The organism is Streptomyces sp. NPDC094147, assembly GCF_044764265.1.
Classification (GTDB): Bacteria; Actinomycetota; Actinomycetes; order Streptomycetales; family Streptomycetaceae; genus Streptomyces.
Genome location: NZ_JBIWHT010000028.1, coordinates 40,394 through 52,626 on the forward strand (window position 1 = coordinate 40,394; position 12,233 = coordinate 52,626).

The 12,233-nt window shown below is 71.5% G+C and carries 10 protein-coding genes; 5 read left to right on the plus strand and 5 right to left on the minus strand.

What is annotated here, in order from left to right; genetic code table 11:
• The first annotated feature begins 2 nt into the window (after nucleotides 1-2).
• The 4 genes from ACIQ8J_RS29350 (at nucleotide 3) to ACIQ8J_RS29365 (ending at nucleotide 6,027) form a co-directional block, all read left to right on the plus strand.
• A complete protein-coding gene (locus ACIQ8J_RS29350) occupies nucleotides 3-788 on the plus strand; it encodes an SDR family NAD(P)-dependent oxidoreductase (RefSeq protein WP_403275645.1) in 786 nt (261 codons plus the stop codon).
• A gap of 113 nt (nucleotides 789-901) precedes the next feature.
• Nucleotides 902-2,029: an LLM class flavin-dependent oxidoreductase gene (locus tag ACIQ8J_RS29355; protein ID WP_403275646.1), complete on the plus strand. Its 1,128-nt coding sequence runs from the start codon at nucleotides 902-904 to the stop codon at nucleotides 2,027-2,029.
• Nucleotides 2,030-2,830: 801 nt separating this feature from the next.
• The gene (locus tag ACIQ8J_RS29360; protein WP_403275649.1) at nucleotides 2,831-4,570 is read left to right on the plus strand and encodes an amidohydrolase family protein; all 1,740 of its coding nucleotides are present in this window, start codon (nucleotides 2,831-2,833) and stop codon (nucleotides 4,568-4,570) included.
• Nucleotides 4,571-4,572: 2 nt separating this feature from the next.
• The gene (locus ACIQ8J_RS29365) at nucleotides 4,573-6,027 is read left to right on the plus strand and encodes an aldehyde dehydrogenase family protein (RefSeq protein ID WP_403275650.1); all 1,455 of its coding nucleotides are present in this window, start codon (nucleotides 4,573-4,575) and stop codon (nucleotides 6,025-6,027) included.
• Here the strand turns inward: ACIQ8J_RS29365 and ACIQ8J_RS29370 are convergent.
• The 4 genes from ACIQ8J_RS29370 to ACIQ8J_RS29385 all read right to left on the minus strand — a co-directional run bounded on the left by ACIQ8J_RS29370 (nucleotide 6,024) and on the right by ACIQ8J_RS29385 (nucleotide 9,401).
• A complete protein-coding gene (locus ACIQ8J_RS29370) occupies nucleotides 6,024-6,353 on the minus strand; it encodes a putative quinol monooxygenase (protein ID WP_403275651.1) in 330 nt (109 codons plus the stop codon). The genes ACIQ8J_RS29365 and ACIQ8J_RS29370 overlap by 4 nt on opposite strands.
• A gap of 82 nt (nucleotides 6,354-6,435) precedes the next feature.
• Nucleotides 6,436-7,179, minus strand: coding sequence for an IclR family transcriptional regulator (locus ACIQ8J_RS29375; RefSeq protein ID WP_403275653.1), 744 nt, complete (start codon nucleotides 7,177-7,179; stop codon nucleotides 6,436-6,438).
• Between the two features lie 22 nt (nucleotides 7,180-7,201).
• Nucleotides 7,202-7,789 (minus strand): Uma2 family endonuclease, encoded by a 588-nt coding sequence (locus ACIQ8J_RS29380; protein WP_403275654.1) that lies wholly within the window; start codon nucleotides 7,787-7,789, stop codon nucleotides 7,202-7,204.
• 85 nt (nucleotides 7,790-7,874) lie between these two features.
• Entirely contained in the window at nucleotides 7,875-9,401 is a 1,527-nt protein-coding gene (locus ACIQ8J_RS29385) for a CehA/McbA family metallohydrolase (protein WP_403275656.1), read from the minus strand.
• Between the two features lie 173 nt (nucleotides 9,402-9,574).
• Here ACIQ8J_RS29385 and ACIQ8J_RS29390 point away from each other — a divergent pair, with 173 nt between their 5' ends.
• Nucleotides 9,575-10,405, plus strand: coding sequence for a TIGR03619 family F420-dependent LLM class oxidoreductase (locus tag ACIQ8J_RS29390; protein ID WP_403275658.1), 831 nt, complete (start codon nucleotides 9,575-9,577; stop codon nucleotides 10,403-10,405).
• A 44-nt stretch (nucleotides 10,406-10,449) separates the two neighbouring features.
• On the opposite strand, the gene ACIQ8J_RS29395 is transcribed toward ACIQ8J_RS29390, so the two are convergent.
• Nucleotides 10,450-12,108, minus strand: a complete 1,659-nt coding sequence (locus ACIQ8J_RS29395; RefSeq protein ID WP_403275660.1) for a CocE/NonD family hydrolase — start codon at nucleotides 12,106-12,108, stop codon at nucleotides 10,450-10,452.
• Nucleotides 12,109-12,233: the final 125 nt, after the last annotated feature.

A 12,233-nucleotide genomic window follows, 5' to 3' on the forward strand; every position in this document is an offset into this window, starting at 1 on the left:
GCATGGGCAAGCTCGACGGACGGGTCGTCGTCATCACCGGCGGGGCGCGCGGCCAGGGTGAGCAGGAGGCGCGGCTGTTCACGGCCGAAGGCGCCAAGGTCGTCATAGCGGACGTACTCGATGACCAAGGGGAGGCGCTGGCCAAGGAGTTGGGGGAGGAGCGGGCCCGCTTCGTCCACCTCGACGTGAGCCAGGAGGCGCAGTGGGTGGCCGCCGTGGCCGCGGCCAAGGACGCCTTCGGGAAGATCGACGGACTGGTCAACAACGCGGGAATCCTGCGCTTCAACGCGCTGGTGGACACGCCGCTGGACGAGTTCATGCAGGTCGTCCGGGTCAACCAGGTCGGCTGCTTCCTCGGCATCAAGACGGTGGCGCCCGAGATCGGGGCGGCGGGCGGCGGCACCGTCGTCAACACCGCCTCGTACACGGCGATGACCGGAATGAGCGCGGTGGGGACGTACGCGGCCACCAAGCACGCGATCCTCGGGCTCACCCGGGTCGCCGCGATGGAGCTCGCGCATCTGGGGATCCGGGTCAACGCGGTGTGCCCGGGGGCGATCGACACCCCGATGTCCAACCCGGCCCAGCTCGACCCGTCCGCCGACCCGGCCGAGACCTCGGCGGCCCTGGACGCGCTGTACCGGAAGCTCGTGCCGCTGGGCCGGGTCGGCAGGCCCGAGGAGGTGGCGGCGCTGGCCCTGTTCCTGTCCACCGCGGACTCCTCGTACATCACGGGCCAGCCCTTCGTGATCGACGGCGGATGGCTGGCGGGCGTGGCCCTGTTCTGACGGTCTGACTCATCGTCAGGTATTGACGGTGCTCGCGGCCGGTGGAACAGTCGACGGCATCACAATCTGACGATGCGTCAGAAACTCGTGATATCTCGTGAAGGAGAAGTCCCTTGGAATTCGGACTCTTTGTGCAGGGATACGTGCCCGCCGCACGGTCCGCGGTCGACCCGGAGGCGGAGCACAAGGCGCTGATGGAGGAGACCCAGTACGTCATCCAGGCCGACAAGTCCGGCTTCAAGTACGCCTGGGCCTCCGAGCACCACTTCCTGGAGGAGTACTCGCACCTGTCGGCCAACGAGGTCTTCCTCGGCTACCTCGCCCACGCCACCGAGCGCATCCACCTCGGCTCGGGCATCTTCAACCCGCTGGCCCAGGTCAACCACCCGGTGAAGGTCGCCGAGAAGGTGGCGATGCTGGACCATCTGTCGGAGGGGCGCTTCGAGTTCGGCAGCGGGCGGGGGGCCGGGTCGCACGAGATCCTCGGGTTCATACCGGGCGTCACCGATATGAACTACACCAAGGAGATCTGGGAAGAGACCATCGCCGAGTTCCCCAAGATGTGGCTCCAGGAGGAGTACCCGGGCTTCCAGGGCAAGCACTGGTCGCTGCCGCCGCGGAAGATCTTCCCCAAGCCGTACGGGAAGTCGCACCCGGCCATGTGGTACGCCGCCGGGTCGCCGTCCTCGTACGCCATGGCGGCGAAGAAGGGGCTCGGGGTGCTGGGCTTCTCGGTCCAGAAGGTCTCCGACATGGAGTGGGTCCTTGAGCAGTACAAGACGGCCATCCAGGAGGCGGAGCCGATCGCGGACTTCGTCAACGACAACGTGATGGTGACGTCCACGGCGATCTGTGCGCCGACCCACGACGAGGCGGTGCGGATCGCGGTGGCGGGCGGGCTCAACCGGCTTCAGTCGCTGGTGTTCCGCTACCACGACACGTTCCCCCGGCCGGAGGGGATTCCGGAGTGGCCGGAGACCCTGCCGGAGTACAACGCGGAGATCATCGAGCTGTTGATCGCCGAGGAGCTGATGATCTGCGGGGATCCGGATGAGGTCACCGCGCAGTGCAAGCGGTGGGAGCAGGCGGGGGCGGATCAGTTGTCGTTCGGGTTGCCCATCGGGGTGCCGTTCGAGGAGACGATGCGGTCGATTCGGTTGATCGGGGAGCATGTGATTCCGCGGATCGATACGGATCCGGTGCACCGGACTTCCCGCTTCCGGGCGGCGTCGGGGGCCTGACCCCTGTTGCGCGGGGTTGGATGCCCCGGTGTTGCGCGGGGTTGGATGCCCCGGCCCTCCTGGGGCTCCGCCCCAGACCCCGGGGGGTTCGCCCACCCGCCCGCCCGTGCAGGGGGTTGGATGCCCCGGCCCCTGGGGCTGCGCCCCAGACCCTGCGGGGGCTCTGCCCCCTGCACCCCCGGCGGGTTTGCCCACCCGCCTGCCCGTGACGGGGGTTGGGAAGGCTGAGCCCTGGGGCTGCGCCCCAGACCCCCTGAGGGGCTCCGCCCCTCGAACCCCGGCGGGGGCTTTGCCCCCTGCACCCCCTTCGGGGCTCCGCCCCGGACCCCGCTCCTCAAGCGCCGGAGGGGCTTGATTTTTGCCGGCCAGCGCTGGATCTGCTCGGGAGCGGTGGACTTGGCTGGGCCAACCTTTCCCGCCCCCCCCGGTTGTGGGCAGGCGTTCCGCAGGGCGATGGGGGTCCCCCCTGCTCCTTAAGAGCTTGGGGGAGGGTGGGCACAACCGGGCACGGTCCGCGGACGAAGGCGTTGGGGGCCTGGGGGCGCAGCCCCCAGAGTGGCCGGGCCCCGGGGCCTGGGGACGTAGCTCCCCGCAGGGGTGCCGGGGCGGGGGCGCAGCCCCAGTAAAGGGGGTGCTGGGGCATGAGCCCCGGCCTGGCAGGCGCGGGGTGGTGTCTTCCCGGATCGCCGCCTCGTAACCGGCCCCGGCCGGAGGCCATCGCGGCGGCCTCCGGCCGGGGCACACCCGCGTACCCGGCAAGGCGGGGGCACACCCGCGTACCAGGACAGGAAAGGGACCGCCATGCTCGACCACCTCATCACCGGGGCCACCGTCGTGGACGGGACCGGGGCCCCGGCCCGGCTCGCCGACGTCGGGATCCGGGACGGCAGGATCGCCGTCGTCGCCGACCCCGGCACCGTCACCGAGGACACCCGCACGCGCGAGGACGCCACCGGCCTCGTCCTCGCCCCCGGGTTCGTCGACCCGCACACTCACTACGACGCCCAGCTCTTCTGGGACCCGTACGCCACGCCGTCCATGAACCACGGCGTCACCACCGTCGCCGGCGGCAACTGCGGGTTCACCCTCGCCCCGCTCAACCCGGACCGCCCCGAGGACGCCGACTACACCCGCCGCATGATGTCCAAGGTCGAGGGCATGTCCCTCAAGGCCCTTGAGGAGGGGGTCGGTTGGGGGTGGGCATCCTTCGGGGAGTACCTCGCCGCGCTCGACGGGCGCATCTCCGTCAATGCCGGGTTCATGGTGGGGCACTGTGCGCTGCGGCGGCATGTCATGGGGGCCGATGCTGTTGGTGGTCAGCCCACTCCCGCCCAGCTCGACGCCATGCTCGCCCTCCTCCACGACGCCATGGACGCCGGTGCCTGGGGGCTCTCCACCACCCAGTCCTCCACCCATTCCGACGGGGACGGGCGACCTGTCGCGTCGCGTCATGCCCTTCCCGGTGAACTCCTCGCTCTCAGCCGGGCTGTTGGGGAGCACGAGGGCACCCAGCTCGAAGCCATCGTCGCCGGGTGTCTCGATCAGTTCGGGGACGACGAGATCGAGCTTCTTGTGGAGATGAGTGCCGCTGCCGGGCGGCCGCTCAACTGGAACGTCCTCACCATCGACGCCGCCGTACCCGAACGCGTACCGCGCCAGCTCGTCCCAAGTGAGCGCGCCCGCAAGGCCGGTGGCCGCATCGTCGCCCTCACCATGCCGATCCTCACCCCCATGAACATGTCCCTCGGCACCTTCTGCGCCCTCAACCTCATCCCGGGCTGGGGCGAGATCCTCGGCCTTCCCCTCCCCGAACGCATCACCCAGCTGCTCGACGCCGACGTACGGGCCGAGATGCTGCGCCGCGCCGACAGCAAGGAGGCCGGGATCTTTCGGCGGCTTGCCAATTTCGGGCGGTATGTCATCGGGGACACCTACAGTCCTGAGAACGAGGGGCTCTCCGGGCGGGTCGTCAACGACATCGCTGCCGAGCGCGGGCTCGATCCCTTCCGCTGCCTCGTCGAAATATGCGCCAACGACCGTCTGCGTACGGTCCTTTGGCCCATGCCCACCGACAACGACCCCGCCACCTGGGCGCTGCGGCGCGAGACCTGGGAGCACGAGGACGTACTGCTCGGCGGGTCCGACGCGGGGGCGCACCTCGACCGGATGTGCGGGGCCCCGTACACCACGCGCTTCCTCGGCGACTGTCTGCGCGGCCGCAAACTCGTCCCCCTGGAACGGGCGGTGCAAATGCTCACCGACGATCCCGCCCGGCTGTTCGGGCTCAGGGAGCGGGGGCGGGTGGAGGAGGGGTGGCACGCCGACCTCGTTCTCTTCGACCCCGCTCGCATCGAGGCCGGGCCCGCCACCCTCGTCCACGATCTGCCCGGCGACAGCCCCCGGCTCGACTCCAAGGCGATCGGGATCGTCTCGGTCCGGGTCAACGGCGTCGAGACGATCCGCGACGACCGGGTGACGGGTGCCGTGCCCGGCACGGTGCTCCGGTCCGGACGCGACACCAGGACGGTGACCACCAAGTGAGCGTGGACGCACGGAAGTTGTTCATCGGCGGGGAGTGGGTTGAGGGGGACGGCGGGTGCTATCCGATCGTCAACCCCGCCACCGAGGACCTTGTCGGGTTCGCTCCCGAGGCCAGTCGGGACCAGGTGTACCGGGCTGCCGCGGCCGCTCGGGAGGCCTTCGGGGCCTGGTCCCGTACGCGTCCCGAGGAGCGGGCCGCGATCCTCGACCGGGCCGCCGACCTCATGCAGCGCGACTTCGCCCGGAACGCCGAACTCGCCCGCGCCGAGACCGGCGCCACCACCGCCACCGCGCGCGGCATGCAGGTAGGGGTCGGTGTCTCGCGGTTCCGGCGGTACGCGAAGGGTGCCCTGGAGCCGGCCGAGCAGGCTCTTGTGCCGCAGATCAACGAAGCGGGGCCCATGGGGAAGGCCGGGGTGTTCGGGGCGCTCGCCGTGCGGCAGCCGGTCGGGGTGGTCAGCTGCATCACCTCGTACAACAATCCCTGGGCCAACCCGGCGGGCAAGGTCGCGCCCGCGCTCGCCATGGGCAACACCGTCGTGGTCAAACCCGCCCCGCAGGATCCGCTCTCCGTGTTCAGGATGGCCGAGGCGCTGGAGGAGGCCGGGGTGCCGCGCGGGGTCGTGAACGTCGTCACCGGGTCGGCTCCCGCCGTGGGGGAGGCGGCCGTCGACTCGCCGGACGTCGACATGGTGAGCTTCACCGGCAGTACGTCGGTGGGGCAGCGCATCGCCGAGGTGTGCGGGCGGGACATGAAGCGGCAGTTGATGGAGCTGGGCGGCAAGGGCGCGGCGCTCGTGTTCGATGACGCCGACCTCGACTCGGCGACCTCGGGCATCGGCACGACGTTCGCCTTCTACAGCGGGCAGATCTGCACCGCGCCGACCCGCGTCCTGGTCCAGCGCGGCGTCCACGACCAGCTGATCGACAGGCTCACCGGATACCTCGGCTTCATGACGGTGGGGGATCCGGCGGCGCGGGGCACGGTGGTCGGACCGGTGATCTCCGCCGCGCACCGCGACCGCGTCGAGGCCTACGTCGAACTGGGCAGGAAGGAGGGGGCGAGAGTGGTGGCCGGCGGCCAACGCCCGGATTTCCCACGGGGGTTCTACGTCGCCCCGACCCTCCTCGCCGACTGCACCAACGACATGCGGGTGGTCCGGGAGGAGATCTTCGGACCGGTCGTCGTGGTCGTCCCCTTCGACGACGAGGAGGAAGGCATCGCGCTGGCCAACGACAGCGACTTCGGGCTGCTCGACTACGTCTGGTCCGGCGACGTGGCGCGGGCCTTCCGGGTCGCCCGCCGGCTGCGCGCGGGCGGGGTCGGCGTGAACACCGTCGGCCGCAACATGGAGGCGCCGTTCGGCGGCTTCAAGAAGAGCGGGGTGGGGCGCGATGTCGGCTCGTACGCGCTGCACGCGTACAGCGAACTCCAGTCGATCGTCTGGCCGGGCTAGCCGTTCTTCGGGGACAGCTCGGCCATCTTGCTCCAACCCTGGCCCGGCACCTCGACGTTGATGATCTCCGGGGTGGTGGCGATGGCGCCGGCCATCGACTCCATGCCCGCCCGGAAGTGCTCGGAGTCGACGTGCGCCGCGCCCGCGGCCGAGTCGGCGAAGGCTTCGAGGAGGGTGTACTGGTTCGGGTCGTCCAGGCTGCGCGACCAGTCGTAGAACAGGTTGCCCGGCTCGGCGCGGGTGGCCCGGGTGAAGTCGTCCACGATGGCCGGCCAGTCGTCGGCGTGCTCGGGGCGGACGGTGAACCTGACAGCGATGAAGATCATGCCTTCCACGGTGCCGGTGGCGCGGGGGCGCTGCAAGCGGGGGTGGGCAGGATTCCGAGGGGGTCGGAAAGCGGGGGGCCGGTCAAGCCGCGGCCAGCTCCGCCGCCGCCCGGGTCACCGCCGCCCGGATCGCGCCGTGCCGCCCGCGGAACTCGGCGGTCTCCAGCGACACCGACAGGGCATGCACCGTGCCGTCCGCGCGCGGGCCCGGCAGGGCCACGGCGAGGCAGGTGTACGCCGGGTCCGCCTCGCCCATCGACACGGCGAAGCCCTGCCCGCGCACCCGGGCCAGCTCGGCCTCGAAGCGGTCGGCGGCGGTGATCGTACGGTCGGTGAACCTGGCCATGCCGTGATCGGCGAGGTAGCGGCGCCGCACCGGCCGGGGGAGCCCGGCGAGCAGCGCCTTGCCGTGAGCGGTGGCGTGGGCGCGGATCTCGGGGCCCGGGGTGAAGGGGTTCGCGGTGTCGGTGACGGGGGCGGTGCTGTCGACCACGGTGATCAGACCGCCCCGGTACGCGGTGTAGTACGCCTCCGCGCCGGTGGCCCGGCGCAGTCGCGGGAGGAGTTCGCCGATGCCGGGGGCGAGGCGCAGATGCCGCTGGAAGGACCGGTGCAGCGCGGGCACCCGCGGGCCCGGCGCGTACCCCTCGGCGGTGCGGGTGAGGTGCCCGCGCGCGGTGAGCGGCCCGAGCAGGTGGTACACGGTCGACAGGGAACACCCCAGGCCCCGGGCCAGCGCCTTGGCCCCGACCGGGCCCGGCGCGTCGGCCACGGCATCGAGGATCGCCAGGGCACGGTCGACGGACTGGGGAGTACTGCTGGTCATGGGGCGAGGGTACGGCGGGGGCTCAGTCGCGAGGGAATCCGTCGGTGGGGAGTGTGAGGTCGACCACGGTCCCGGTCAGATCGATCTCCGCTCCGAAGGCGACGCTGAGCTCGGTCCGGTAGTCGCCCTTCTTGGGGTCGGTGTAGACGTGGCACTTGCCGGTGTAGGGGTCGGCGATCATGTACACGGGCACGCCTGCGGTGGCATACGTCAGCTTCTTCGAGCCGTAGTCGTTGGTCGCGGTCCCTTTGGAGATGACCTCGGCCACGAACTCGATGTCCTGGTAACGCCAGCGGCCGTGGGCATCCTCCCCGACACCGTCCCGGACCTTGGCCAGGTCCGGGCTGAATCCGTTGAGATGCCCGGGGAAGTCGATGCGCACATCCGACAGCACGACGACATCCATCCCGAACCTGGCCTCAAGGGCGTGCAGGATCCTGCGGATGATCTGCCAGTGCACGTTCCGCTGCGGCGTCATATGGACGGCCCCCTCGACGATCTCGACCCTGTATCCCTCGGGGACGGGCATCCGCTCGAGTCGCTCGAACCAGCTGTCGAGATCGTCGCCGTGGTCGGCCATGTTGATCCTGTCTTCTTCAAGAACAGTCACTTTGGCGCTCCTCCCCGCTGCCGCCCGCTTGATCGAGTGCAGCCGCGCAGTACAACGATAAGCACGGCAGCGGGGTTACGCCGGGTTACCGGCCGCCCAGGAACACCGGATTCGTGAACGCCGCCAGCTGCCCCGGCAGACCCGGGATGATCGGGGCGTGGCGGACTTCGGCGCGTACGTAGGTCGCGTAGGCCGGGGTCGTCTGCCACTCCGCGGTGCCCGTGCCCGAAGCGGGGAGCTGGGTGGTGTACAGGGTGCCCTGGTCGGTGACGAAGGCGATCGAGCAGCCGGGGGCGCCGGTGACCTCCAGGTGGGCCGTGACCGTCTCGTCGGGGGCTGCTCGCAGGCGTTCGCCGATGCCCGCGTGCCGGCCGCGGCCCCCGGCGACGGAGAACGACAGCGACACCGCCGCGGACTCCGCCACGTACGAGCGGCCCGCCTTCAGGCCCGCCTGGATCGACTCGCGGGTCAGGTCGTCGGCCAGCACGACGGTCTGGGGGCCGCCGATGCGGTCCGGGTCGCGGTGCGCGTCGCTGTTGCCCATCGCGGGGGTCCACGGCCTGTCCGAACGGAGGGCAACCGTAAGGGAGTTGTCCCATTCTTGGAGGGTCACCTCGTCGTCCGGGGTGTAGGGGCCGTTCCACACCTCCACCGCGTCCGCCTCGCCGAAGCCGAACTTCCAGTTGCAGCCGACGCAGGTGGCGTGCGGGTGGGCGGGGACGACCAGGCCGCCCGCCCGGCGGACCTCGCGCGCGAAGTGGCCGAAGCGGTTGTCCCGGGCCCGGTAGCGCCAGTCGATGAAGGTGCCGCCCTCCAGCCCGAGGGCGACCACGTGGCCGTTGCGGGTCGTGATCTCCTCGCCCGTCATGATCAGCAGGTCGTCGCCCCACAGGCCCTGCCACGCCCGGTGCGCCGAATTGGTGTTGTGCTCCGAGGTGTTGATGAAGTCCAGCCCCGCCGCGCGGGCCAGCGCCGCGATCTCGGCGGGGGTGCGCTTGCCGTCGGAGTACACCGAGTGCAAGTGGCAGTCGCCCCGGTACCAGGCCCGGCCCCGGCCCTTGGCGCGCTGCGGCGGGTAGACGGGCTTCGGGGTGGGGGAGGAGGCGCCGTACTTCAGCGTGATCGTCACCGTGTACGCCAGGCCCTGCGGGGCGACCGTGTACGGGCCGAGCGCGATGTGCCAGGTCCCGGCGTGCACCGGGCCCGGCAGATAGCCCGGGGTCGCGTCGTCGGCGCGGACGAAGAACTCCGTGCGCGCCCCGCCCGACCAGCCCCGGAAGCCCGCCCCGCCGAGCGCCGTGCCGCGCTCGTCGAAGACGCCGATGTCGAGGGCGTTGCCCTGGGTGCCGGCCGGGACGGTGGGCTTCTCGTACGTGTACGAGACCGCCAACTCCCTTACGCCGTCCGGCACTTCGACCGGCAGGTACACGAAGTCGGGGGAGCCGGGCGGCAGGGTGCCGCGCACTGTCTTCGTCTCGTCGGGGCGACCGGCGCTCGCGCCGCCGCCGGGTTCCGCGTTCGCGAAGTTCACGGTTCCCAAGGTAAGGGCGGCGGCCGCGCCCGTCACGATGAGTCCTCGTCTGCCGATGGATCCGGATCCGTTCTCGGTCATGACCGGAGCTCCCAGTGATTGGAGGGGTGCGGGAGGAGGTGCTGGGGGGTGCCCGCTCACTGTCGTACCCGCGCGTGAACGCGGGGAGTCGCGGAGTTGAGCCGTCCCTTGCGGCCGCGCGGCACTCCCGATAGGAAGTGACCCCCACCGCAGACCGACCGGAAGGTATGCCGATGCGCATCGCCACCACGATCTTCCTGACCGACGAGACGATCACGCCCGTCCGCATCGCGCGCGAGCTGGAGCAGCGCGGTTTCTCCGGGTTCTACCTGCCGGAACACACCCACATCCCGGTGGAGCGGGTCACCCCGTACCCGGCGGGCGGTGAGCTGCCGCCCGAGTACGGCCGCACCCTCGACCCGTTCGTCGCGCTCGGCCAGGCCGCCGCGGTGACCGAGGACCTCCACCTCGGCACCGGGATCACGCTGATCGCCCAGCACGATCCGATCGGCCTCGCCAAGCAGATCGCCACGCTCGACCACCTCTCCGGCGGGCGCTTCACACTCGGTCTCGGCTTCGGCTGGAACCGGGAGGAGGCCGCCGACCACGGCGTCCAGTGGTCGGCCCGGCGTGACCTCGGCCGGGACCGCTTCGCCCTGATGCGCGCCCTGTGGGCGGCCGAACCGACCGCCCACGAAGGCGAGTTCGGCTCGGTGAAGGCCTCGTACGCCCATCCCAAGCCGGTGCGGAACGGGGCGCCGCGCACCCTGATCGGCGGGGCCGCGGGACCCAGGCTGTTCGCGCACATCGCCGAGTACGCGGACGGCTGGCTGCCGATCGGCGGGCGCGGCCTCACCGAGTCGCTGCCGGTGCTCCGCCGGGCGTGGGAGGCGGCCGGGCGCGCGCCCGAGGACCTCCAGGTCGTGCCCTACGCGGTGCTGCCGGCCCCGGGCAAGCTGGCGCACTACGCGGACCTCGGCATCGAGGAGGTTGTCCTCCAGCTGCCGCCCGCGGACGAGACGGGGGTGCTCAAGGTCCTCGATGAGTACGCGCGGTACCTGTAGGCCCGCGGGAGGGGCGGCCCGGTCCGGCGGGCCGCCCCCGGTCCTCAGCTCAGCGGGAGCTCCAGATACGACGGGTCCTCGTCGGGCGAGGTGACCGCGATGGTGCCGGGCGTCTCGGCGGCGGGACCGTAGAACGGGTCCACCGAGTCCAGGACCAGCATCAGGCGGTGCCCGGCCTGCACGTCGTACCCGGTGGCCTGGAGCGCGATGTCGACCGTGGCCGGAGCGTCGGGAGCGCCGCCGAGCACGGTGTACGGCGCGTGCGTGATGATGCGGGCGATCCCGAGCGCGTTCACGTCGAAGAGGTACGCCACGAACGTCGACTCCGCCGCGCTCGGCGCGACCGTCACCCGCAGCCGGGGCACGCCCCGCAGCTGGTGCCGGGACGGCAGGGGCGCGGTCTTCCACACCCCGGCCGCGCCCCGGTCGATCCGGCCGGTCCGGTACGCCTTGGGCAGCCCGGCCAGCTCGGCGTACCCGGTGAGCAGGATGGCGTCCGCGACCGTCGCGGGGGTGTCGGTGCCGGTGGTGAACGTGGTGCGCCAGCCGTTGCCGGGCTTGTCCAGGAGCCCGCCGTCCTTGGCACCCTCGGCGGGCCCGGCCAGATAGAACCGCTCCGGGTCGCCGGTGGCCGCGTGCCAGGTGGGCCGGGTCTCCAGCGCGCGGCTCCACATGATCTCGCTGACGATCTGGTCCTCGGCGCCGGAGTCGGCGTCGAAGACGGCGGTGCTCTCCGCGCCGGCGCCGTCCCCTTCGAGCAGGTGGCGGTCGAACCAGCGGTGCGCCTCCTGCCAGATCCGGTTGGGCAGCCCCAGGATGCCGGTCATCTCCGGACCCGAATGGTCACCGATCGACAGCAGCAGCCGCTTGGGGCCGCTCAGCGCGTTGAACATCTTCAGCGTCTGATTGCTCGGGAACAGCGTCTCGTGCCAGGCGTTCGCGAACAGCACCGGCACCTGGCGCTCGTTGAGCTTGCCGACCCGGTGGTACGGCGAGCGCGCGGCCGCCCACCTCAGCGTCTCCTCGACGTTCCGGTTGGCCAGTACGTCGTCGAAGGCCTGCTGGGTGCGCGCGCTGAGCCGGGCGGTCTTGGCCGCGCCGAGCAGGGTGCTCACGGCGGCGACGTGCCGGGTGTCGTTCTCGTAGAACGCCTCGCCCAGGTCGCCCCAGGTGCTGAGCGCGACCACGGCGTGCACCCGGGGGTCCTCGGCGGCGACCAGCTGGCTGATGCCGGAGCCGTACGAGTCGCCCAGGAACCCGATCCGGCCCGTCGCGCTCGGGCCGCCGGCCTGGGCGATGAGGTAGTCGAGCGCCTTGATGCCGTCCGCGATGTCCGCGTCACCGGCCACCTCGACCTCGCCGCCGGACTCGCCGAAGCCCCGCGCGGTGTAGGCCAGTACGTGATAGCCGCGGCGGGCGAAGCGCAGCGCCTGCACCGCGTAGACGGTCCAGCCCTGCTTGGCCCACGGCGAGGGCATCACGATCAGCGGGTGCGGTCCGGCGCCGTTGTGCAGCCATAACGCGGCGTCGAGCTCCACGCCGTCGCCGACCGGCACCCCCACGCCGTCCAGGAAGGTCGCCGCCTTCCGTGCCTCGGCCACCTCGGCGGCCCGCGCGGGGGCGAGCCGTGAGGTGTCGCCGGAGCGCAGCGCCTCCACGACCTGCGCGAGCGCTGCTTCGTCCAGTTCCGGGTAGAGGCTCACTGCGGCTGCCGGTCGCGTTCCCTTTGAAGTCACGTCGGTCCCATCCCACTTCGTCGACTTGCACGGGTGTCGCGCTCGGGCCCGGAGCGACCCCCAGTATCGGTGCGGACGCGCTGCGTATTGAG

Coding starts and splice junctions, on each gene's coding strand:
- ACIQ8J_RS29350 (WP_403275645.1), top strand. CDS start 3: ATGGGCAAGCTCGACGGACGGGTCGTCGTCATCACCGGCGGGGCGCGC.
- ACIQ8J_RS29360 (WP_403275649.1), top strand. CDS start 2,831: ATGCTCGACCACCTCATCACCGGGGCCACCGTCGTGGACGGGACCGGG.
- ACIQ8J_RS29370 (WP_403275651.1), bottom strand. CDS start 6,353: ATGATCTTCATCGCTGTCAGGTTCACCGTCCGCCCCGAGCACGCCGAC.
- ACIQ8J_RS29375 (WP_403275653.1), bottom strand. CDS start 7,179: ATGACCAGCAGTACTCCCCAGTCCGTCGACCGTGCCCTGGCGATCCTC.
- ACIQ8J_RS29385 (WP_403275656.1), bottom strand. CDS start 9,401: ATGACCGAGAACGGATCCGGATCCATCGGCAGACGAGGACTCATCGTG.
- ACIQ8J_RS29390 (WP_403275658.1), top strand. CDS start 9,575: ATGCGCATCGCCACCACGATCTTCCTGACCGACGAGACGATCACGCCC.